The sequence below is a fragment of the Methylophilus sp. genome, from assembly GCF_052173275.1.
Taxonomy (GTDB): domain Bacteria; phylum Pseudomonadota; class Gammaproteobacteria; order Burkholderiales; family Methylophilaceae; genus Methylophilus.
In genome coordinates this window covers 1923360-1947143 of the sequence record NZ_JBQMUL010000002.1, presented here as the reverse complement: position 1 = coordinate 1947143, position 23784 = coordinate 1923360, and the positions used below count along the sequence as shown (strand labels likewise).

The window sequence follows — 23784 nt, the reverse complement described above, 5'->3', positions numbered from 1 at the left end:
TCAAAACTTGAACTTCCAGGGGCTGGCTTGTGGCGGCTTATCCGCAATGATCAACTGCTCACCCTCTGCCATGCCGGAGACGACCTCCGCACGTAGCCGTGTCCGTACCCCGGTCTGCACTTCATGCCAGTCTACTTTGCCTGCTTTATTCAGCACCCGTACTTTGAATTTACCCGGCTGACCCTCAACCGCAGCCAGGGCATTGGTAGGCGCCAGGACCACCTGTTTTGCCTGCGCCACCACAAATGAAACCTGCGCGGTCATTTGCGGCATTAACTCACCATCCGCGTTATCCACATCAAACAGCACCGTATACAAAACAACCTTATTGCTTGCTGTTGCCTGACTGGTCGCGCCGCTGGTCGTCTCCGGTTTGGGCGGCGCTGGCAACACCTGCCGCACGGTACCGTTCCAGCGGCGCACATCGCCGCCCAGGGTTTTAAAATAAACCGCCATGCCTGGCTTCACATAGCGCACATCCGCCTCGGAGACATCTGTCCACACCGTCATGGATGACAGATCAGCAATACGCAACAGCGTAGGCGTCTGGTAAGTCGCGTTCAGCGTCTGGCCGGTTTTTGCCTCTATGGAGACCACTGTGCCCGACATGGGCGCATAGATGCGTGTGAAGCCAAGCAGCGCCTCGTTCCCCTGCAAGGTGGATTGTGTTTGCACAATCTGCGCCTTGAGGTTTTTGATACGCGCGGCAGCGGTCTTCATGGTCGCTTCTGCCTGCTGCACATCTTCGGCACGCGTCGAGCCATCTGCATGCATGCGCTGCTGCCTGGCCTGCTGTTGCAGGGCAAACGCATATTGCGCCTCCTGCTCTTCAAGTTGCGCCTGCAGCCCGGCCAGCGCTGCCCGTCCGGCATCTACTGTCGCCTGCGGCACCCGCGGGTCTATCTCTGCCAGCAGTTTGCCTTTTTCTACCGCATCCCCAGGCTGCACATGCAAGGCCAGTATCTGCCCCGATACCTGCGCACCGACATCGACATAGCTGCGCGGTTGCAAAGTGCCTATTGCCGTAACGTTATGCTCGATATCCCCACGCTGGACCACTTCTGTTTCGAACGGTGACTCAGCCCTGACCTGCCACCAGCGCCAGGTGAAACCCAGCAGGATGATCAACACCAGCAATGCTGGCCATTTGTATCGACGCAATGTCATTTATGGCAACACCTCAAAACTCAATGTGGCGGTATGCCGCACATCTTCATATTTCTTACCCTGGTAAGTGGCGCTGCCGTTCACGCGCGCAGTCACTTCCAGTACATACAAACCAGGGAACAACGGTTTTAAAGTCACTGCCCCGTCTTCTGCCGGTTTCAGTGAGCGCACCCAGCCCTCACTGGTGCTCACATTGACTTGCGAGGCGGCCACGGCATTGCCTTTCCAAACCAGTTTGAATACATTGCCATTCGGCTCTGTGGGCACCAGTTCCAGATCATTGACTGCCTTGGTCTCACTGCGCCCCAGTTTTGCCTGGTAAAAATTCAATACTTCACCCTGGCTGACCACCTGCGCAGTGAATCTGACATCGCCTGCTGCCGGCGCGAGCAAAAAATGGTTTTTTTCTTTTTGTAATAGCAGTTCTTTGCCATCAGCCACAAATGCGCGGCTGCTATTCAGTGCCGCGACATCTGCTTGTACATTCGCTTCATGCATGCCAACAAAAGCACGCACCCCTTCCTGCCCGGGTTCCAGCCAGACATAATCTGCCTTGGCGGTCAGGCTGCTGATCAGGCACAGAACCACCATGGCCTGCACACTGGTTTTAACGATTGCGGTGTTCATATGAAATAGCTCCCTGCGATCTTATTATTATCAAAAATTGACGCTCTTACTGGTAATGACACGCGAGAATGGAAAAGGGGCACCTTTAAGTGCAAAAAAAATGATGCAGTGCATTTTTTCCCCCGATCACCGCCTTGCTTGCCATCCAGTAAAAAAACAGGGCGATGGCATCTATCACCATCGCCCGTGAATGCTCACCTGAAAACAGCGAGTCATACGCTGTTAGCAGATGCCTGCTTAGAACTGGTACCTCACGTTAGCCATCATCTTGCGCGGCTCCGCAAAAGTGGTGTAGTTCAGGCTATCCACCGTGGCATAGTAACGGCGGTCAAACAGGTTGTTGACGATCAGGTTAAGCTCTGTTTGCTTGTTGATCTGATATCTGGCTGATAAGCCGACCACCGTCAAACCGCTACGCTTGATGTCATAGTCGGCAGCATCATGGTTGTAAATCTGGCTATAGGTACGGATATTGCCGCCCAGGCTCCAGTCTGTGCTCGGGATACGATAGTAACTGACCAGGCTCAGACTGTGCTTGGGAAGTGTTGTCATGTAGCGGTTACCTTTTTGCTCACCATTGGCAAACTCGCTATAGACGTAGGTATACCCGGCAGATATATTCCAGCCTTCAGCGACTTCACCATTCAGGCTGAGGTCAACGCCTTCGCTCACGATCTTGTCTGCCGCTTTGTAACAGCTGCCCTGGCAAATATTGCTCGGGTCAAAAGGGACGGATGTATCAACCCTGGCAAGATTGGTTTGCTCCAGCCTGAACAGGGCAGCAGACACATTCAATCGTTTGTTGAGCAACTCGCCCTTGATACCCGCTTCGTAATTTCTGCCCACTACCGGGTCTACCCGTCCCCCACTGGCATTCCGGAAATCCTGCGGCTTGAAAATATCGGTATAGCTGGTGTAGATGGAATACTGGTCATCAAGATCATAGACCAGCCCTGCATACGGTGTGACCACACCGCTTTCGGTCTGTCTCGCAGGACCTGCCAGATCGGTAAAGCTATACCAGCTGACGCGTGAGCCCAGAATCATCTTAAGTGTGTCACTCAGATTAAAACGACCTACGGCAAACATGCCGTGCTGACGCGTCACATCATCACTGCCGTAGGTGCCACCAGGCGCAGGCGTCACTATGCTGGCAGGATCAAACGCATAAGCATTGGGAATGGTGGCGGCCAGCATATAGTCCGTGCCCTTGGTTTCAGAACGCAGCTTGGAGCCGTTCATCCCCACGGTCAGTTCGTGCGTACGCCCGAAGAATGTCGCCGGTCCGGAAGCATGCACATCCAGGGCGTCCGATTGTATATCACGCGTCAGCTTAACGTTTTGGAAGAGACGTAACCCCGCACCTGTTGCGGGATTGAGCCGGCCACTCAGCCAGCTATCTTTGGATTGGTATACATCAGTCATACCGCGCATATAGGTGGCTTTCAATCGCCAGTCATCAAACAGTTTCTGCTCTATCCCCACCGTATAAAGTGTGTAACCCTTATCGTTATGGCTATCAGGATTACCAAAGAAGGACGAGCGATTGAGGCCTGCATCCCTGCCGTTTGCCGCATAAGGCACTCCCAGATGGTTGCGTCCCAGGTCTTTCTGGTATTGCACACTGGCCGTCAGCAAAGTGGTGGGGGTGATCTCCGCTTCCAGCACGCCGTAGATGCCTTGCCTGTTATTAAAGGCATGATCAACAAATGAATTACCGTCATCCACTACCGCGACCAACCGTCCGCGTACATTGCCGGACTCAGTCAATGCCCCTGACACATCGCCTACCAGACGGCGCTGATCCCACGTGCCCAACTGCACCTCCGCCCGCGCCTGGAACTCCTGTGTGGGGCGCTTGCGTACCAGGTTGATGGTCCCACCGGGAGAGCCTGCGCCATTCAGTAAACCAGTGGCGCCCTGCAACACTTCCACCCTATCCAGAAACGCATTATCGATCAGCGGGTTACGGTTAGAGTCACTGATCCCCGTTGGGTTAAGCATACCGTCATACTGTGATTGCATGACAAAGCCGCGGCTGTAATAGTCATTGCCGTTCGCGCCCCGTTCATAGACAAACACGCCGCTGGCTGTCTTCAGCGCATCATCCACGGATGTCATGCCGAAATCGTCCATTTGCTTACGGGTGACTACCGCAATGGTCTGAGGCGTTTCTCTTGGCGACAATGCCAGTTTGGTCGCCGTGCTGGTGTATTTTGCCTGGTACGACTTGCTACCTTCTGTGATGCCATCACGTTCGACACGGTCAGCCACTTTTACTTCAGGCAAGGTATCTACTGAAGACTTCTGCCATTGACTGGCTGGCACAGCCTTGAGCGTAAAGCGCCCAGGCTGCACATCAATCGCCTGCAAGCCACTGCCTTGCAGCAATACGTCAAACCCTTGTTTTGTCGTGTAATGGCCTTTTAACCCTTTTGTAGTGAGGTTTTTTGCCTGATCGGCTTCAAATGACAACACCACACCGGCCTCACTGGCAAAGTGTCCCAGTGCACTATCCAGTGGCCCTGCCGGAATATCATAACTGTGTGTCGCTTCGTTTTCCGCGGCTACGGCAAATGACCAGTTAGCCGACAAAGGCAGAATAGCCGCTCCTAATGTGGTTGCCAGCAATGCATGCAACACACGTTGCTGTATGTACGCACACGGTCTGCGGGTTGATTGTTTGATACGCATTTCGTCTCCCTGTTGAATGAATGTTTTCATCACATAGGTCGGACGAGAAATAAAAAGGGACAATGCAAAAATGATTTTTTACAGTTTTATTGAGAAAAGACTGATACAGCGGGGCGTAAATTGACCCAATAACGAGTGAAATATTCGACACGCACTTGCGGCAACGCGGTCTGGATGGCTTCGAGGGCTACTTCTGGCCGGTCCAGCGGAAAAACGCCTGAAATCCGCTGCGCTGCCAGTTGTGGATCACAACGCAAGACGCCAGGACGATAGCGGCTTAATTCAGTGACCAGATCAGCCAGGCGCCAATCAGTAATGATCAGCATGCCACGTAGCCAGCTGGCTTCCTGCCCGCTCAACGCTTGTCGGGTCACATCCCCCTGTGCATGTACTGTCACTTGCTGACCGGCATCTACACGAAACACAGGAGACCCATTGACCGGAGTCACTTCCACGGCATGTTGCTTGACACCCAGCCAGGTAGAGGCTGTTTGCTGCCGCACCAGGAATTGGGTGCCCAATGGGTGTAGATGCGCTTGTGCCGTGCGTATGATCAATGGTCTGCGCTGCGGATCGGCATGGCCGGTTTCAATATAGATTTCACCGCGCACCAGATGCAGCATGCGTGTCTGTGCATTGAAAGAAACATTGACCACACTATCGGTGTTGAGCACCAGTCGCGTGCCATCCTCCAGCAGCCATTCGCGTCGCTCGCCTGTTGCGGTACTGTAATCAGCCAGCATGGGTTGCCATGGTTGTGTTTGCCAGCCGACCCAGGCCAGCGGCATGGCCAGGCCAAATGCGCCCAGACTTTTCAGCAGCGTGCGCCTGCGTGCCTGCATGGCAGCATTACCGGCCTGCAATACCTGACGCGTCATAGGCGCAGGTGCCAGTTGCATCTGTTGTTGTAAATGTTCTATGCGTGACCAGGCCCATTGCTGCTCCCAGCCTTGAGCCAGCCAGTGCTGCCAGGCAGCATTTTGCTCTGGTGTCACCTCGCCTGCGCAAAGCTGGCTATACCAGCCTGCGGCTTCACGCAGTACCCGGCGGGCAATCTCAGGATGCGGGATAGTGGGTGTCATACCATGGAAAATAACAGGCAATGCTCAATGGCTTTTGCCATGTATTTCTTGACTGAACTGACAGACAAATTCATCTGCACGGCAATTTCGGCATAGGTTAAGCCGTCCAGCTGCGATAACAGGAAAATCTGGCGCGCTTTCGCGCCTAGTGCATCCAGCATGGCATCGATCTCGCACAGGGTTTCAATCAGGATAGTGCGCTGTTCAGGAGACATCTGCACCGACTCCGGCATGGCTGCCAGCGCTTCGAGATAAGCGCGTTCCAGTGCAGCGCGGCGAAAATAATCCATCATGACCCGGCGGGCAACCGTGGTGAGATAAGCGCGAGGCTCCACGATATGACTGGCATTACGCGCAGCCAGTACACGCAAAAAAGTATCCTGCGCCAGGTCTGCTGCACTTTCAGTACAACTTAACTGCCGCCGCAACCAGCTTTTTAACCACGACTGATGATTTAAATAGAGCGTTTCTATTGATTGCTGCAGGACAATCTCGCTTGCTGACATACCGACTAAACCGTTAAAGCCATTAATGATAATGATTCTCATTTTATCACATGAATGACAAAATGATATTGATCAATCTTTAAAAACGCGCATGCGTCATGGCGACGCTAAGCATAGGCCAGCCCTAGCCAGGTATAGATTTGATATGAAAAAGCAGATCAAGCAAGTGCTGGATCATGGTGGATTGAATAGCTGCCATCTCCCGGCACAGATCAAACGCCGGGAGACTTCATTGTGCAGATGAAAACAATGTGTTAAAAACTGCCGCGCAAAGTCAACATCACACTACGGGGTTCGCCAAAATAGGTTTGCCGCGACCAGCCATCCAGGCGCGAGTAATATTTTTTATCAAACAGGTTATTGCCGGTAAGGCTCAAGTCCCATTTCGGGTCGATACGGTAGCTGACTTGTGCCGATGCCAGCGTATAGCTGCCCTGCTCCCATTTATTGGTGCCATCATAAGCATAGACGCCACTGCTCATATCCAGCCCGCCGCCAATCGCCCACAGGTCAGACAGACGGTATTTGTTCCATAGTTTAAAACTATGTTTTGGGGTGGCAGTGGCGAACACAAGCCCCTGCAAGCCATCTTCCGCCTTCAGGTATTTGGTCTCGAGATAAGCATAACCGGCGAATAATTCCCACTGCTCACTCAAGCGGCCGCTGATTTCCGCTTCGGCACCCTGGCTGCGGACTTCACCTACCGAGATCGAATACAGCGGGTTATTCGGGTCTGTCATGGCACGGTTTTCGTCATCAATGCGGAACAAGGCGGCATGCATATTCAGTTTCCCGCCATCGAGCTCGCCTTTGACACCCACTTCATACTGTTTGCCGGTACGCGGTTTCAGCATCTTGTTATCCGCACCCAGGCTATACTGCTGCGGCTGGAAGATATCGCTGTAGCTGGCGTACACTGCGTAGGTTTCATTCAGGCTTTGTACCAGACCGACATACGGCGTGAACTGGTTGGTGAACTCGTCGCTGCCATCCGGGTTGCCTTTGACGGTCGTTTTCCAGTTGCTGAGACGCCCGCCTAAGATCAAGCGGGTATTTTCCAGCAGTTGCAAGCGGGTCTGGCCGTATAAGCCGGTTTGCCGGGTTTGATACTCATCTGCCGGGTCATAGACAAAGTCTGGTTTGGCGATGTTGTGCGTCGGTGTAAAGATATTTTGTGTCGCGCCAAACACCTGTGCGTAGGCGGTGCTGGAATTAAAGACCCGCGTATTAAACCCCACCAGCACATGATGCTGTTTATCAAAGGCATTGAATGGCTGGCTCAGGTAAGCGTCCAGGCCATAATCGCTGGTTTTGCCCTTGCTACCGAGCAGGATACGGTCAAAGTTGCCTGAGCCATCGATATATGAATCGCCAAAGGCACTGGTTTCCAGGCCAAATTTACGATCAATGGCACTGGCGCGCAGTTTGAACTCACCGCCCTGGTCAAGATGATGTTCCAGCTCGACAAAATACTGGTTATTGTTTTCGTGCTTGTTGTCCCAGCCAGAGCCAATAAAAGTCGCCCGATTGATGTCGGCTGTCCGGCCATCGGCATAGGTAGGCAAACCAAAGGTGGGGCGCGAATCCATACTGGTAATGGTTGCGCCAACTGACAGGGTTGTTCTGGCAGTCAGGTCTACTTCCAGCGTGCCGTACAGCAGTGGCTTGCGCATGTAGTCAGAATCCACGAATGAGTGTTTATCCTGGTACATCGCCACTACGCGGCCACGCACTTTACCTTCACTATCCAGCGCGCCGGAGACATCCAGCTCGCCACGGTAATTATCCCAAGAGCCCGCTTGCATGCGTGTTTTCACCGCAGTGTCCGCCAGCGCACGTTTTCTTACCAGGTTGACTGTGCCGCCGGGCTCACCGGTACCTTGCAGCAAGGCAGCCGCGCCACGCAACACCTCAATGCGGTCGTAAGTGGTCAAGTCTTGCGAGCTGGTACCCCAGGCGCCCTGGCTATCTTGCACCGGGATGCCATCAATCTGTATGGTATCCAGGCCGTAACCGCGCATGGAAATACCGGCCGTATTGCTGCCATAGTTCACCACAGTGATGCCGGTGGTCTGTTGCATGGCCTCGGCAACTGTGGTCAGGTTCTGGTCTTCGATCCGTTGCCGGGTGATGACAGAGATCGATTGCGGGATATCGCGCAGGCGCTGTTCACCTTTGCCTATGGTCACCACGTTTGAGGTATAGGAGCGACTGCCTTCGGTGGTCGCTGTTTTTTCCTGCCTATCCTTCACCAGCACCTCAGGCAACACATCGGCTTGCGAGGATATATTGCCCACTGGCGACTTCTTCAGCGTGTAACCGCCATCTGCTGCCAGCGTGGCCTGCAGGCTGACAGGCTGTAGCAGTGAGTCAAAGCCCTGTTTGAGCGTATATTTGCCTTTGAGCCCTTCGCTGGTTTTGCCAGCTGTAAGCGCCGGATCAAACGAGAGCACCACACCGGCAGTCTGCGCAAATTTGTTCAGCACCTGCGTGAGCGAACCGGCCGGAATATCGTAGGCCTGCGCACTGTCAGCCTGGCTGCCAGTGTCGGCATAAGCCTGTGGTGATGCACTGAGTAAAGTCAAAGAACTGCATGCCAGCAACAACTGCAAGGCAACCACCACCGGCTTTTGTTTGAAATGAAACCACTGCATAGAAATAAAAACTCCCTGATGAATTGTTGTGTGTACTAGTCATGACGCACAACACAGGGAGTGAGACAGTGGCAAGGCCATATTTTTAATCTACGCGCTTTGGCACCGGTTTAATCAAGGTTAACCAGGGCGTGTACTGGGTGATGGTGACAGGCGTGGTGTCGGCTAATAAATTCAGGGTGTGCGCCGTATCATCCAGCGCAAATACGCCTGAGACATGTACTTGTGCCAACGCAGCGGCATCAAAATGCAGATGACCGGAGTGATAGCGCTGTAATTCGCCCAGCAGGACAGGGATAGGCATATCATCCGCCACCAGCTTGAAATGCGTCCATGCCGTTTCATTCTGGATATCGGCCACACCTTTGCGCAAAGGCATGCCGCGCTGCAATTGCACAGACTCGCCAGGCACTAAGGTCACACATGCAGACTGCGCAGCACACGCCTCTACACTGGATTCGATCACCATCACCCGCGTGACCTGGTGCTGGCGCTGGACGGTATATTGTGTGCCCAGTGCGCGCGCAGTACCTTCCACTGTTTCAACGATGAATGGGTGCTGTTTATCCTTGGCCACCTGTACCAGTATCTTGCCTTGCAGTAACTCGATACGGCGCTGACCATGGCTGAAATGGATATTCACTGCACTCTGCGTATCCAGTGTCAGCTGGCTGCGATCCGGCAGCTCAATCGTGCGCTGTTCACCTGTACCCATACGGTAATCTGCCAGCATCACGCGCGCAGGCAAGCTATTTGCAACGATCCCGCCAACCAGAATCACCGCTAATAAAGAGAGTACCGTGGCCGCTGCTTTGATGCGTTTGCGTTTTGCTGGCTTGATGACGGCAGTCAATGCCTGTTTGCTCGCGCTATCCTGCACCTCATCAAAATGGGTCCAGAGTTTTTCCATTTGCGCAAAAGCAGTGGCATGACGGCTATCTGACGCCAGCCATTGACTAAACGCGAGACGATCAGCTTCACTGACATCCTCCGCATGTAACTGCGTGTGCCATTCCGCTGCCTGCATGATCATGTCGGAGTAAAAAGAAGGCGCCGTATGTTGCATCTGCTCAGGCATCCTCACCATAAAAAATGTGATGGCAATGCACCATGGCCCTGGCGATATATTGTTTCACCATGCTGACGGAAACGCCCAGCATCTGGCTGATCTCAGGATAAGTGAGATTCTCAAGGCGGCTCAGCATAAAAGCCTGTCTGGGCTTATCCGGCATGCTTTCCAGCATGGCAGCAATCAAAGTCAGCGTTTCGATGACTTCCAGATGATCTTCAGGCGAAATCGCAAAATTATCTACTTGCGTCAGTGCCAGCGCCTCAAGATACGCCCGCTCGATTTTTTGCCGGCGTGCTCTGTCTATCATCAGGCGTGTCGCGGTGGTCGTCAGATAGGCACGCGGTGTCTGCAATGCCGCCAGGTCAGTGCGCGAAAGCGATAGCAGCCGGAAAAAGGTGTCCTGCACCAGATCGGCAGCCTGCTCGCCACAACCCAGTTTCCTTCGCAGCCAGTTTTGTAACCAGCCGCGATGATCACTGTAAAGGCTATGTAAGGTTTGCTGCAATACACGCTCGTTTGTTGACATACTTAAAATCAGACTTTACGTCACAGATGATAATAATTCTCATTTTAACATGTACAATCAGTTTGCATAGTCTCTACCCAGGCACGCGCTGACTTACCTTTACGGACAACGTATGACGCTTTCATATACCGTAATCACCTCCATAGCCGCGTTACGCCGCTCAGACGAATGCAACCCGAAAAGCAGCTCGGCAAAAAAGACGTTCCCTCGCTGGGGCAAATCGCCAGGGATCAATACAAACTATTGGCCCCGCCACGCTGATTGATCTGGCATTGAGCCAGGATGCCAGGAAAAACCTGTACTGACCCGCCACCTATCAGCAAATCTTTATTGCTTTGGTATAAATACAGTGTAATCACCGCTCTGTTATCACAACGCAGCGTTAATCGACTGTGCGAAAATAATATTTATCGCAATAATTGAAGTTCGCAATGACTCCGCACGCCACTTTAAGCCTGATGACGGGACGCCTGATAACAGGCCTGACCATGACTATCTTCAGTCATGCTGCATACGCTACCAACGGCATCAACCTGATCGGCTTTGGTGCCGAATCCAGCCTGATGGCCGGTGCCGATGTGGCAGTGGCGCGGGATACCAGCGCCCTCAACACCAACCCGGCCGGGCTGACACAGATCAAGGCACCGCTGCTGGACATGTTCGGCTCGATATTGCGCACCACTGATCTGGTACACAAAGACGCGCTGAACGAAGAACATGCTTCTAACCGTTACACCCCGCTTGGCGGTGGTGGCTATGCGCGGCCTTTGGAAAATTCATCCTGCACGGCAGGCATAGGCTTTTTCGCACAAGGTGGTGCCGGGGGCGTGTTCGATAAAATCCGCACGCCATTTGGCAACCGCGATGATCTTTCTTCACTGTTTGGCATTGCCAAAATCATCCCTGGTTTCGGCTGCGAAGTAACAGACAAACTTTCACTAGGCGCCAGCCTGAACATCGTCTATGCCAGCATAGAGCAGGACTTTTTCGCCAATACTTCAGTCGGCAATGCCTTTGCCGGTTACAAACTGGAGGACGCCTCCGCGTTGCGCACCGGGTTCAAACTCGGGATGCAATATCGCGTCTCGCCGACCCTGACCCTGGCTGCCACCTATACTGAAAAAACCGAATTACCACTGACCGGCGGCACGCTGGTGGCTGATTTTACAGGGGCAGGATTAGGCAAAGTAAAGTATTCGGATGCCTCGGTCAAAGGCTTTGCCCTGCCGCGCGAAGTGGCTGTAGGCCTGGCGTTTAAACCAGCGGATGACTGGCTGCTTTCATTCAAACTAAACTGGCTCAATTGGGACGATGCCATTGATGACGTGAGGTTGCGCGCGACTAAACCGAACAATCCGGCGGCGCCGTCTGTATATGGTTCCCCATCGGCTGCCGATTGGAAAAACCAGTGGGTGATCGCCACCGGCGTGGCTTACAACTGGGATGACCGCACCACCATTTATGCCGGCCACAACTATGGCAAAAACCCGATCCCACGTGAAAATTCCAGTCCTTTACTGGCAGGTATACTTGAACATCACCTGACTTTCGGCGCCGCGCACAAGATCAACCAGCAATGGCTCATGACCGGCGGCGTAGAATGGATGTTGCCGGTCAGCGTTAAATACAACAGTGCATTGCTGGGTGACTCTGAAATCCGCAATGAGGCAATCGTGCTGCACTTTATGCTGAGCCGCCGCTGGTAGCTTTGCGCCCAGGCCTTATCTCTCTGATCCTATCTCTCCGGCCTTCTGAGCTGGCGAACCAGCCTGCGCGAGCGGCGTTTTTTCAGCCAGATACGCACACCGGTCACCGTTAAACCGACGACGCCCAAGCCCATGGCGCTGACAAATATCTGCATAGGCAGCCCCCATACTTTAGCAGTATGCAAGGCGAGCAACCATTGCGTCACGGTATCACCTGCCGCCTCACCCGTTGGTAAATAAACAGCTAACTGTTGTCCGCTATCAGCATTAAACATCACGGCAGTATTAGACGACTGTTCAGACACATCGCGGCTGGAGTTCACGATATAGGTATAAGTGCCTTTACCGGCATCATAGTAGATCTTGGTTTCATAATGAATGCTGAATGCATGTGCAACACTGACTTTCTGCATGAGCGCACGACCTGTTATGAGTGCAGCGTTTACATCCAGCGTGGGCTTGATTAAAGGCTTGGGCAACCTGGGGATATCTTCGCCAAAATGCTGTTTGGCGAATACCGCCCCCATCACCGGGTAATAGACATCGCGCAGGTTAAAGGCCACACTGGACCAGGCAAATACAAACAGCATGGCCCACAGCCACAAACCACCGGCGCGGTGCAGATCAAAATTCACTTTGGCTGCGCCGCCCTGCCAGCGGACTTTCCAGGCTTTCCACCAACGTGTTAACCAGGAATGACTTTTTGATTGCGATCGGACGCTCGCTCTGCGCGGGCTGGAAGGGAAAGTTAAACAGGCACCGATAAAGCAATCCAGCGTCCAGATCAGTGCCACTATCCCCAGTACCCATCGGCCGGTTTTGTCCAATGCCAGCGAGAAATGCAAGCGGTACAAAAAGGGCAGCAAGTTGATACTGCCTTGTGAAATATCGCCCCATTTACGTTCGGCCAGCACTTGCCCGGTATACGGATCGACGAAGATCTCATCATTCACCAATCCGGTTTTGTTACCGGGCCGGGGTTGCAGATAGAAGGAAGTGGATTCTCCGGCTGCCTGATGCAGGTTGATACGATTAAACATCGCTTCTGGATATCTCGCCTGCAAAAGACCGGCCAGTGCGACTGCGCTGATTTTCGTTTGCCCAGGGTGCGGCTCTACCAACCTGAATGCAGGATGGAAGGCTTTTTCAAGCTCATCATAAAATGCGATGAACATGCCAGTCACGCCCGCCAGGATCAGAAACAGGGCCAGGACCAGCCCTGTATAGCGATGGATCAGCACAAAAAATTGACGCATTAAATCACTGCATTCAATATCGGGTTTGCGATGCTGCTTTGCCAGCCTTGATTAAAACGTGGCGGCGACACTGAATAGCACACTGCGCCCAGGTTGAAACAGCGGGGTCACGGTGTTAAAGCCCTGGTAGGTGGCGCGGTCTGCGTAGGTGTCATCAAACAAATTGCGTACATCTATGCGCCATTTGGTTTTGACTGCCCAGCCTGGCTGGTATTCGGCATAAATATTGAATACTTCATACGATGGGAAATCCAGGGTGCCATTGCTGACTTTTTTGTATTTCTGCGCAAACTCCGCATCGCCACCCAGCGTCAGGTTCAGAGATGGGAAATGATGCCCAACCGTCAGGTATAAAATCTCACCGACCGGTGTGGCCAGGTAATTACCCGCATCGCTATCGGTAGCGGCACCATCTATGGTGACATCAATATCCGCCAGGCGCGCACGCGCAAAGCTTTGCTCCCATTGATAAGCCAGGCCCAGTTCGTAGCCGCGTGTGCGTACATCGCGCGCTAAATTGGCGCTACCGGGAGCGAATCTTGCGACGCGCGCATCGTCTATATTTGTTTCAAAGACTTTGGCATCGGCAGTAAAGCCATAGAAACGGCTTTGCAAACCCACAAAATAGTTATCCGCTTTAGTCGCTCTTGGGCCACGGCCGTAGTTCCACAACGGGTTCATGATGAAGTTTTCTGCCATCTGGCTACCGCTGAACACTTCTGAATAACCCGCCTTCAACGTTAACAGCTCAGGGATGACTGATAACTCACCGGAAGCGTTGGAGCTAAAACCGGAGTGTTCCCAGCTTTCACCCCGGGTACCGGTCAGCTCATGACGGTCATTACGGATACCAAAGGAAAGCTGCAAAGGCTGCCACGGGTTGATCCGCGCCTGTACATAAGCACCGTTATTGCTGGCTTTTTCATCTGGTCGCGTTGACGGATCACGGTATTTTGCCTGGTCACGGTAGAAATCTACACCCGCAACAATAGTGCCGATCTCCAGGGGGAATTTGTTCTCAAACTTACCGTTAAAACTGGCGGTTTTACCGGTGCCATCGTAAAGCTCTTCGCCAAAACGCGTGATGATAGGTACGGTGATTTCAGTTTTGCTGTAGGCAAGCACGGCTGTCGGGTTCCACCAGTGATCCGGATTCACCTGTGTATATCGCAATACCGTATTGTCGCGGATCATTTCATAATCACGCACACGCGGTTCTGTGGCTGGCCTGTCTGAAATGAACCCGATATTGCCACGGAATGGTCGCACCGCATTGTCACGCACACGCTCATGGCTTAATTGCAGGCGATGGCCACCTTCGGCCTCCGCACCGATTTTGAAGAAACCACTGACCAGATCTGTCGCAGTACCATCTACCCTGTCACCATTGCCCGCTTCAAAGCGGTTACCGTTGGCAACAGTTAAATAAGCCAAGCCATCCAGTTGCTCTGTAGCACCATAGCCTGCCAGTGTCTGGCTGAACACATCGCCATTGGTGTTGTAGCTGGAGCGGATATAAGCGCCCATGCCAGGAGAAGTGAGGAAATCACGTGCATTCTTGGTTTCATAGGCGATAGAACCCGCAATCGCCCCTGCCCCGGCATCTGCAGGTGCCACACCCGCGTTCACGCTCACGGCTTTCATGAATAATGGATCGATCAAGGTCGTCCCGTTATGGTGGAAAACCTTATTGTTCTGGCGGCTGCCATCTATCGTCACCGCCAGATTGGTTTCCTCGATACCGTTGACATAGACTTTTTGCGACATGGGCGTGGCCCCGCCGACTTTCACCGAAGGCTGACCATTGAAGATACCACGCACATCACTCGGATTATTGCGTGCCAGCGCGGCTTCATCAATGATCAAGGTGCCCGCTTCTTTGAATGGCAACGCTTTTTCACCTTTGGCGGTCACCGCTACCTCTGGCAATGTGTCTGCATGACTTTGTGACTGTGTGGATGACTTTTTAACCACGGTATAGCCTTGCGCGGCATCACCTTGCAAGACCAGGCCGCTATTCTTCAACAGCGCATTTAATGCTTCACGGGTATTTAAATTACCTTTTACCGCAGGGGCGGCGATGTTTTCAGTGAGGTCGGTCGAGAATAGAATACGCTCGCCGGATTGCTTGGCCAGGCTGTTTAACGCTTTATCCAAAGGTTGCGCAGGAATATCAAAATCTGCCGCCTGCACTAGCCATGCCTGGCTGAGCATGACTGCCAGCAGGCTGGTGCGCTTGAGGGTTGCTGAGAAATTGTGCTTAGTCTGTTGAGTGCGAAATTGCATTAAAACTCCCATATTTAAGAGATTGAAATCAGTCTGATATGGGTATGTCGTTTGAGCGCTGAGAAATGTTGAGGTGCCTTTGGATATTTTTTACATCAAACACCGTAAAGTCAAAAATCCATGTTGAGAGCCCAGTATTTTCAATGCTCTTCTGATTGAATCGCTCAATATACAAAACTGCAGACACTCTTTATAATTGATAATGATTGTTATTCATAAATTATAGCTATGTCTGCTTCACCTACCTCTAATCATGTTTTTCACAAGCTTTACAGTGACCACTACCGCTGGTTGCTAGGCTGGTTAAGGGGAAGAGTCAGGGAAAGCGAACAAGCGGCAGATTTGGCGCAAGATACTTTCTTAAATATCCTGCATGCCGATAATGTGAAGGAAATTCGCCAGCCCAGACCTTTTCTTGCCACAATTGCGCGACGCCTGGTTTCAAACTATCACAGAAGAAAGCTGATTGAAGTAGCCTATCTGGAGGTATTGGCCGGCTTACCAGAAAGCGTTGCCCCTTCGCTGGAAGAGCATGCCATGGCGTTAGAACTGTTACAGCAAATCGACCATGCATTAAGTGGGTTACCGTACCGTGTCAAACAAGCGTTCTTGCTCGCTCATCTTGAAGAGCTGTCTTATGCAGAAATCGCCAGCATATTGAAAGTCTCCACCAGTTCAGTCAAACAATATATCAGCCGGGCTAACCAGCAATGCTTTTTTTCCATGGCTGAATAACGTATGCCTACCCCTCCATTTTCTGAAGATGTGGCGAAAGCTGCTTCCGAATGGCTGACACGCTCTATGGATGAAAAATTCGCGGCCTCTGATGCAGAACGCTTGCAGCAATGGCTGAGCGAAAACCCGGAGCATGCACGCGCCTGGCAACATATCCATCGCATAAGCGCCTCATGGCATCGTCTGCATGGAAAAACGGCATATCAAACCTTATCAACGCTGCATAAGCCTTCCAGACGCACGGCATTAAAAGCATTGCTTGGTTTTGGGGTCGTAGCGGGGGGCGGTTTACTCGCCAGCGACACAGACGCATGGCGTCTGCAAATGGCAGATTACACCACCGGCACCGGTGAAATGAAAGAAATGACGCTGGCAGATGGAACGCAGATTGCTTTGAATACCCGGACTGCAGTAGATGTGCACTTTACGGACCAGGCCCGGATGCTGCACCTGCACATCGGTGAAATGATGGTGACGACCGGACATCGCCCCAGCGAGCAGCGTCCACTTCATGTCTACACAGCGCATGGCAGCATTTACCCGATGGGCACCAGGTTTAATGTCTATCACACTGCCCACAAAACAGCAGTGAGCGTTTTGGAAGGTGCAGTCAGGATAGTGACCAAACAAGGTCATACCCGTGTTGTGCATGCTGGCGAACACACTTCTTTCTCTACTGACCAGATACAAATGACTAGTCAGGTACCTGCCCAGGTTAGCGCCTGGCAAAAGGGGTTGTTATTTGCAAACAATATGCGGCTGGCTGACCTGGCCCAAGAACTGGCACGTTACCGGACAGGCTTTATTGATTGTGATGCAGCGGCATCTGAATTGAGAATCTCAGGTGTTTTCACGATTGCCGACACCTCACAGGCATTGGCTGCACTACCAAACTCCTTGCCCGTCAAACTTGTCTATTACACGCGCTACTGGGTGCGCATCATGGCTGCAAATTGAGCGAAGAAATAGTTACAAAAATTTACAAGCCACAGACTGCCCGATGTTAATTTTCACGTGACCTCTACTGGTAATTCATTCAATCACCGTTAGGGATCATCATGTATCACCCCCAATATAAGCAAAAAACATTGCAGCTGGCTTTGATGCTGGCATTTAATACCGGCCTGACTTTTTCAGCATTTGCTGCAGACGCAACCCAGGCATCTCAGCCAGTGACCAGGCAGTATCATATTCCTGCAGGCGAGCTTGCCACCAGCTTGCAGATCGTAGCCAGCGAATCAGGGTTGACCTTGACTTTCACGCCTGAACAAACGGCGGGCAAGCAATCCCGGCCATTGCATGGTAGCTACACTGCAGAACAGGCCTTTGAAATATTGCTTGAAGGCTCAGGACTGGCCGCCAAAAAGAACCAATCCCAGCAATACTCGTTAATCAAGACGCCGGCACCAGCTGTAGCACCTGCCAATAACAGCCGCAATAGCCATGAACCGCAAACACTGCCTGATGTACAGGTATCGGATAAGACCGAAACATCAAGCACTGTTCAATTGCAACAAGAAGGCAAAGCAGCGAAGGGATACAAAGTGGATAGTATTTCTTCAGTGGGCGTGTTGGCTAAAATGAAACTACAAGACACGCCATTCGCCATCAGTGTGATGCCGCAGGAGTTAATTCAGAATATCCAGGCGCAATCGCCAGATGATATCTATAAACTCAATCCCTCGACACGAACAACCACACCTCAAATCACCGGTTTCAGTCCTAATGTCAATATTCGTGGCTTTGATGGTTACAATACCGCTGAAAATGGCCTGCGTCGCCCATACAACCACGCCGCGACCATGGAGGACAAAGAACGCGTAGAGATACTTAACGGCCTCTCAGGTTTTCTGTATGGTGCCGCCAGCCCCGGTGGCATGGTTAACTTTGTTTATAAACGGCCGACTATCGCGCGTTTAAACAATGTCAGTGTGGGTAATTATGGCGGTGACCAGTATTACGTGCATGGTGATTTTGGCGGGCGTATTGACGAGGAAGGTAACGCAGGTTATCGCCTTAACATCGTCAAGCAGAATGGCGGCACCGCCATTGATCATCAAGGCATACAACGCGAACTGGTCAGTGGCGCGATTGACTGGCAGGTGACTGACAAACTGCTGCTGGAACTGAATGCCATCTACAACCATTACCGGACTGAAGCGCCTTCTGCGTACTGGTTTGTCGCGCCGGGGCTCTCCCGCCCGTCAGCGCCAGATGCCGATAGACTATGGGCACAAAAATGGGGGAGTGATGAGTTTCACAATATCAAACTGTTGAGCAAGATTCACTATCAGCTGAACGATAATGTCAGTTTGCGAGGCGCTTACATGCGTGATTATATTGACCGTAAAGCATCTGCCGGCGTTTATAACTACCCGTCCTCAGCAACGGCTTATACCCAACTGGCACTCGCTGGTGATGATTCTAGTGATGTGTTCAACGCCGGCCAGCTATTCGCCGATATTCACTTTGACACCTGGAATGTCGCGCACAAGGTAACCACCGGCTACTACATGAATTCAGACCTGTTTCGCGGATCTAATTACAACAGCGGATCCTTCAATTTTGGCCCATTCTCGTTTGACCGCCCAAGCTATGTGACCAAGCCTGCATTCGCTGCAGATACCTCAGGCAACTTTACCAAAGGCCGGGATATCAACGAGAACTTTGTCATTGGTGATTTGATCACCTTGAACGATCAATGGTCTGTACTTGCAGGCGTCAATCGCAGCCGCCTGTTATCCTATAGCTATAGTGACCCGGGTGTGCAATCTTCGTCTTACGATCAGAGCCGCACCTCCCCTGTCACCTCGCTGCTATATAAGCCAGCACCATGGCTGACCTCCTATTTGAGCTACATCGAAGGCCTGGAGTCAGGTGGTCGCGCGCCCAATGACGTCAGCTATATAAACCGTAACCAAACGATGTCACCTATGGTCAGCCGCCAGCAGGAGTTAGGCATTAAAGCCAGCGTTGGCAATCTGCTACTTACTTCAGCCATTTTTGAAATTGAGAAAGCATATCAATATACAGAGATTACCGGGGCAGGTAATCTGTATCGTCAAGATGGCAGGCAAAATCATAAAGGCATTGAATTTGGCGCGACAGGAAAACTGACAGATCAATGGACCATCATCACCGGGTTGACCTTGCTAGACCCAACCATTAAAAAATCAGCGTTAGATGGCAAAGAACCTATCAATGTCGCAAAACAGCTGGCCAAGATATATAGCGAATATACCTTAGATGAGATGCCTGACCTGACCCTGACAGCGGGTGTGTATTTCACTGGCAAGCAATATGCCGATGATGCCAACACCGACCGCCTGCCCTCAGTAGTAACGGCCGATATAGGCGCGCGCTACAAAACCATGCTGTCTAACCACCCGCTCACATTACGCCTGAATATCAACAATATGTTTGATAAAAGCTACTGGTTGAATTCGTACTACATAGGCGCTCCACGAACCGTTGCCTTCTCGGCAAACCTGCAATTCTAAAAGCTAGTTGCTGATCAGATTTCATCCGTCCATCACGCGCTTTCGACGGATGAGATCCTCAAGTTTTTAGTGGTGTCGAATCACAATGGTGTCGTCACTTTGCCTTGCGACACGCAGCGGCATGATCTCTGGCAGCGTATCAATCAATGCATCAATGGCATTGATATCGTATTCACCAGACAAGCGGTATTGCGCCACACGGGCATCGGCGATCTTTATTTTCCCGCGATGATAACGTTGCAACTCTAGGACAACATCGGCCAACGGGGTGCCATCAAACACCAGACGCCCCTGTTGCCAGGCAATATTGGCCGAAGTACAACGGCTTTCAGAAATCATACCGGCTTGCGTGGTGACAGAAATATCCCTGGTCAGGATGCGCTGTGCGTGGGTAGTGCGCACCTCTACACTGCCTTCCACCACAGTCACCACCGCGCCTTGTGCCGTGTTGCGCACATTAAAGATCGTGCCGATATCCCTGATCTGGGTCTGGTTGGCATATACGGTGAGCGGCCGCCAGCCATGATCTACCGTGAACAAGGCTTCACCCTGTTTTAAATGCAGGCGTCGCGAATACAGGTGTTGCTCGACCACCAGCACACTATTGGTGTTTAACGCGACATGGCTGCCGTCTTTGAGGGTGTAGCTCGCCTGCTGGCCGACCAGCGTGCGCATATCTTCACTGTGCCATACCGGGTCTATCACCCAGCTCATGGCCAATGTGAGTGACAAGGCCATGCCAGCGCCGACTTTTTTCAGCAGGCGTTGCCGTTTTGTTTGCTGTTTGGCTTCCTGCAGCAATGCTTCACGGGTAGGGAAATGCTCGCGCAATGCTTCCTTGTACGGATTCAACGCATCATTTGCAGCGGAAGCGGTGGGCAATGCGGCCAGTTCGTTCGCGGTGGCTTTCATGCGGTTTGCCCCCAGTTCAGGTTGATCGCTGCCATGGCCTTGCTGAAATGCTGCGTCACCATATTGCGCGAAATACCGAGCTCGTCGGCGATTTCCTGTTGCGGCATATCATGCAGCTTATGTAACAGGAATACTTGTCTTTGCCGGGATGGTAAAGCCTCGATCATGCGTTTCAGCGCTTCCAGCCGTTGCACAAAATGTAGTACCCGTTCGCCATCGATATGATGTGCATCCACGGTGGTTTCCTGCAAAGTCTGCAGGTGTGCCTGCTGGGTCTGGTACTGGCGGTAGCGGTCAATCGCGCGGTTGCGTGAAAGCTTGCGTAAAAATGCCATCGGCGTATGCACTTGGCTGACTGGCGGGCGTTCCATCAACTCTATGCAGACATCATGCACCACATCCTGTGCAAAATGATGGTCACCAAAGCGGCGTTTCACATAGCTGACCAGTTCGTCATAGTGATAAACCAGGGTGACTACAAGTTTGGAATGTTCCGGATGAAGCAGCACGGTAAATAGGCGGGAATGAAATAAACGGCTATCTTAGCGTCCTCATCATAAAATTACAAATGAAAATCATTCTCAAATAGGTGAAGAAACGCAAATTTCATGGCAGTGTCAGTTTTAAGCGAAAAAACGCTGGCACCCCTTTTCAGGATGCCAGCGCAATCGCACTTGCAGCTGTTTTTTAATTAAACAATGCAGGAGTTATGCTGTTGCCCGCAATGTTTTCGCCGCTGCGACCATATTAGTGAGCGCTGGTAACACTTCTGCCCACTGGCGGGTTTTCAAACCGCAATCGGGGTTTACCCACAACCGTTCTGCCGGCACACGCTCAGCCGCCAGTTGCATCAACTTCACCATATAGGCCTGGTTGGGGATATTCGGTGAGTGTATGTCATACACACCCGGGCCGATCTCGTTCGGATACTTGAACGTCTTGAACGCATCCAGCAACTCCATATCCGAGCGTGAGGTTTCAATGGTGATCACGTCGGCATCCATGGCGGCAATCGACTGGATGATATCGTTGAATTCCGAATAGCACATATGGGTATGGATCTGTGTTTCATCGGCCACGCCATTGGCGGTGATACGGAATGACTCCACTGCCCAGTCCAGATACGCCTGCCATTGTGCTTTACGCAACGGCAGCCCTTCACGCAGCGCCGCTTCGTCGATCTGGATGACGCTGATGCCGGCTTTTTCCAGGTCAAGCACTTCCTGGCGGATCGCCAGCGCCAACTGGTAACATGAGACAGACCGTGGCTGGTCATCACGCACAAATGACCAGTTCAGTATCGTCACCGGGCCGGTCAACATGCCTTTCATCGGCTTGCTGGTCAGGGATTGTGCATACTTGATCCATTGCACCGTCATGGCTTTGGGGCGGCTGATATCGCCAAATAAAATGGGTGGTTTCACGCAACGCGAACCGTAAGACTGCACCCAGCCAAACTGGCTGAACGCATAGCCATCCAGCTGCTCGCCAAAATATTCCACCATGTCATTACGCTCGGCTTCACCATGCACCAGCACGTCCAGACCCAGGGCTTCCTGCTCTTTCACGCTACGCGCGATTTCAGCTTCCATCGCTGTTTTGTAGCCAGCGGCATCCAGGCGGCCTGCCTTGAATTCACTGCGGGCATGACGGATATCAGCGGTCTGCGGAAAAGAACCAATGGTAGTGGTCGGGTATTTAGGTAACTTGAGCAATGCCGCCTGTTTGCTCGCACGCACACCATAGGCATGCTGGCGCTGGCTCAATTGTGGTGTCAGGGTTTCTAATGCGGCTTTTACCTGCGGATTATTCACGCGCTGTGAAGTACGGCGCGCTTCGATCGCTGCATGGTTACTTGCCAGTGCGTCTTTCACAGCGTCACGGCCTTGGTTGAGGGCGATCGCCAGAACACTCAATTCTTCCAACTTCTGGGTGGCGAACGCCAGCCAGGACTTGATCTCGCCATCCAGCGTTTGCTCACTGTCTAAATCCACAGGCACATGCAGTAATGAGCAGGATGGCGCGGTCCATAAACGGTCGCCCAGGCGCGCTGCAATCGGTTCCAGCCAGTCTAAGGTGGCGTTTAAATCGGTCTTCCAGATATTGCGGCCATTGATCACCCCCACAGAAAGTACTTTGTGCGCAGGCAACATGCCTATCAGCGGTACGATTTCACTACGCGCGTTGATCGCATCCACATGCAAACCAGCCACCGGCAAATTGGCGGCCAGATACTGGTTATCCGCCAGTTGGCCAAAATAAGTGGCCACCAGCAGCTTCACGCGGCTGCTCTTCAACTGGTGATAGGCCAGGTTAAACGCGTGCTGCCACTCTGCATCCAGCTCTGTCACCAGAATAGGTTCATCAATCTGCACCCATTCCACGCCTTGCGTGGCCAAGGTTTCCAGCAACTCGGTATAGACCTGCAACAGTTGCGGCAACAAAGCCAGCTGATTCGAATCATCTTTGGTTTTACCGATCGCGAGGTAAGTCACCGGGCCAATAATGACCGGCTTGGCCTTGACGTTTTGCGCTTTGGCTTCAGCCAGTTGTTCCAGCAGGCGGGTCGCATCCAGTTTAAATTGCGTGTCAGTGGTGAATTCAGGCACGATATAGTGGTAATTGGTATCAAACCATTTGGTCATTTCACCGGCGGCCACGCCACCACAGCATTGGGCGTGATCTTCGCCAGATTGCACGGAACGGCCACGCGCGACACGGAAATAGTTATCCAGCGCATCACCATGAAAATCTTGTACCCGTGCTGGCAAATTACCCAGGGTGAAGCTCATGTCCAGCACCTGGTCATAAAACGCAAAGTCCGCCACTGGCGCTAAATCGAGGCCAGCTTGCAACGCCCAGTTGCTTGCGCGTAAATTTTTACCGGTCTGCTTTAAAGCTTCTAATGAAGACTGCCCTTTCCAGTAAGCTTCTAAAGCAAATTTCAATTCACGTTTTGCGCCTATGCGCGGAAATCCAAGATTGTGTGTGGTGACCATGCTAGCCTCGTTATTCATCGTTTGAGAACACGCATTCTAGAAAACACCAATCATGAAGTAAA

General features: G+C 52.2%; 17 protein-coding genes. 4 read left to right on the top strand and 13 right to left on the bottom strand.

Annotated features, from left to right (window positions below; all coding sequences use genetic code 11):
- From ACTS9Y_RS10690 to ACTS9Y_RS10655, 8 genes are all read right to left on the bottom strand, one after another.
- Nucleotides 1-1167 carry an efflux RND transporter periplasmic adaptor subunit gene (locus tag ACTS9Y_RS10690; RefSeq protein ID WP_442585910.1) on the bottom strand — a complete coding sequence of 389 codons (1167 nt, stop codon included), beginning with the start codon at nucleotides 1165-1167 and terminating at the stop codon, nucleotides 1-3.
- Entirely contained in the window at nucleotides 1168-1794 is a 627-nt protein-coding gene (locus ACTS9Y_RS10685) for a hypothetical protein (RefSeq protein WP_442585909.1), read from the bottom strand.
- 237 nt (nucleotides 1795-2031) lie between these two features.
- A complete protein-coding gene (locus ACTS9Y_RS10680; protein ID WP_442585908.1) occupies nucleotides 2032-4488 on the bottom strand; it encodes a TonB-dependent siderophore receptor in 2457 nt (818 codons plus the stop codon).
- Between the two features lie 86 nt (nucleotides 4489-4574).
- Entirely contained in the window at nucleotides 4575-5591 is a 1017-nt protein-coding gene (locus ACTS9Y_RS10675) for a FecR domain-containing protein (protein WP_442585907.1), read from the bottom strand.
- Nucleotides 5567-6118: a sigma-70 family RNA polymerase sigma factor gene (locus tag ACTS9Y_RS10670; protein ID WP_442585906.1), complete on the bottom strand. Its 552-nt coding sequence runs from the start codon at nucleotides 6116-6118 to the stop codon at nucleotides 5567-5569. The genes ACTS9Y_RS10675 and ACTS9Y_RS10670 overlap by 25 nt, the downstream gene beginning before the upstream one ends.
- A 212-nt stretch (nucleotides 6119-6330) precedes the next feature.
- Nucleotides 6331-8730, bottom strand: coding sequence for a TonB-dependent siderophore receptor (locus ACTS9Y_RS10665; RefSeq protein ID WP_442585905.1), 2400 nt, complete (start codon nucleotides 8728-8730; stop codon nucleotides 6331-6333).
- An 85-nt stretch (nucleotides 8731-8815) separates the two neighbouring features.
- The gene (locus ACTS9Y_RS10660; RefSeq protein ID WP_442585904.1) at nucleotides 8816-9796 is read right to left on the bottom strand and encodes a FecR family protein; all 981 of its coding nucleotides are present in this window, start codon (nucleotides 9794-9796) and stop codon (nucleotides 8816-8818) included.
- A gap of 4 nt (nucleotides 9797-9800) precedes the next feature.
- Nucleotides 9801-10328: a sigma-70 family RNA polymerase sigma factor gene (locus ACTS9Y_RS10655; protein WP_442585903.1), complete on the bottom strand. Its 528-nt coding sequence runs from the start codon at nucleotides 10326-10328 to the stop codon at nucleotides 9801-9803.
- 458 nt (nucleotides 10329-10786) lie between these two features.
- On the opposite strand from ACTS9Y_RS10655, the gene ACTS9Y_RS10650 reads away from it, so the two are divergent.
- The gene (locus ACTS9Y_RS10650) at nucleotides 10787-12034 is read left to right on the top strand and encodes an OmpP1/FadL family transporter (protein WP_442586943.1); all 1248 of its coding nucleotides are present in this window, start codon (nucleotides 10787-10789) and stop codon (nucleotides 12032-12034) included.
- Between the two features lie 29 nt (nucleotides 12035-12063).
- Here ACTS9Y_RS10650 and ACTS9Y_RS10645 read toward each other — a convergent pair whose 3' ends face one another.
- Both ACTS9Y_RS10645 and ACTS9Y_RS10640 read right to left on the bottom strand, forming a co-directional pair.
- Nucleotides 12064-13290 (bottom strand): PepSY-associated TM helix domain-containing protein, encoded by a 1227-nt coding sequence (locus ACTS9Y_RS10645; RefSeq protein ID WP_442585902.1) that lies wholly within the window; start codon nucleotides 13288-13290, stop codon nucleotides 12064-12066.
- Between the two features lie 51 nt (nucleotides 13291-13341).
- Nucleotides 13342-15576: a TonB-dependent receptor domain-containing protein gene (locus ACTS9Y_RS10640; protein WP_442585901.1), complete on the bottom strand. Its 2235-nt coding sequence runs from the start codon at nucleotides 15574-15576 to the stop codon at nucleotides 13342-13344.
- A 228-nt stretch (nucleotides 15577-15804) separates the two neighbouring features.
- On the opposite strand from ACTS9Y_RS10640, the gene ACTS9Y_RS10635 reads away from it, so the two are divergent.
- The 3 genes from ACTS9Y_RS10635 to ACTS9Y_RS10625 all read left to right on the top strand — a co-directional run bounded on the left by ACTS9Y_RS10635 (nucleotide 15805) and on the right by ACTS9Y_RS10625 (nucleotide 19811).
- Nucleotides 15805-16311, top strand: a complete 507-nt coding sequence (locus ACTS9Y_RS10635) for a sigma-70 family RNA polymerase sigma factor (protein ID WP_442585900.1) — start codon at nucleotides 15805-15807, stop codon at nucleotides 16309-16311.
- 3 nt (nucleotides 16312-16314) lie between these two features.
- A complete protein-coding gene (locus ACTS9Y_RS10630) occupies nucleotides 16315-17268 on the top strand; it encodes a FecR domain-containing protein (protein WP_442585899.1) in 954 nt (317 codons plus the stop codon).
- Between the two features lie 101 nt (nucleotides 17269-17369).
- Nucleotides 17370-19811 (top strand): TonB-dependent siderophore receptor, encoded by a 2442-nt coding sequence (locus ACTS9Y_RS10625; RefSeq protein WP_442585898.1) that lies wholly within the window; start codon nucleotides 17370-17372, stop codon nucleotides 19809-19811.
- A gap of 66 nt (nucleotides 19812-19877) precedes the next feature.
- Here the strand turns inward: ACTS9Y_RS10625 and ACTS9Y_RS10620 are convergent, their stop codons facing one another.
- From ACTS9Y_RS10620 to metE, 3 genes are all read right to left on the bottom strand, one after another.
- Nucleotides 19878-20723, bottom strand: a complete 846-nt coding sequence (locus ACTS9Y_RS10620; protein ID WP_442585897.1) for a FecR family protein — start codon at nucleotides 20721-20723, stop codon at nucleotides 19878-19880.
- Nucleotides 20720-21232: an RNA polymerase sigma factor gene (locus tag ACTS9Y_RS10615; protein WP_442585896.1), complete on the bottom strand. Its 513-nt coding sequence runs from the start codon at nucleotides 21230-21232 to the stop codon at nucleotides 20720-20722. The genes ACTS9Y_RS10620 and ACTS9Y_RS10615 overlap by 4 nt, the downstream gene beginning before the upstream one ends.
- A 198-nt stretch (nucleotides 21233-21430) precedes the next feature.
- On the bottom strand, nucleotides 21431-23722 hold the full coding sequence (gene metE, locus ACTS9Y_RS10610; RefSeq protein ID WP_442585895.1) for a 5-methyltetrahydropteroyltriglutamate--homocysteine S-methyltransferase: 2292 nt from the start codon (nucleotides 23720-23722) through the stop codon (nucleotides 21431-21433).
- Nucleotides 23723-23784: the final 62 nt, after the last annotated feature.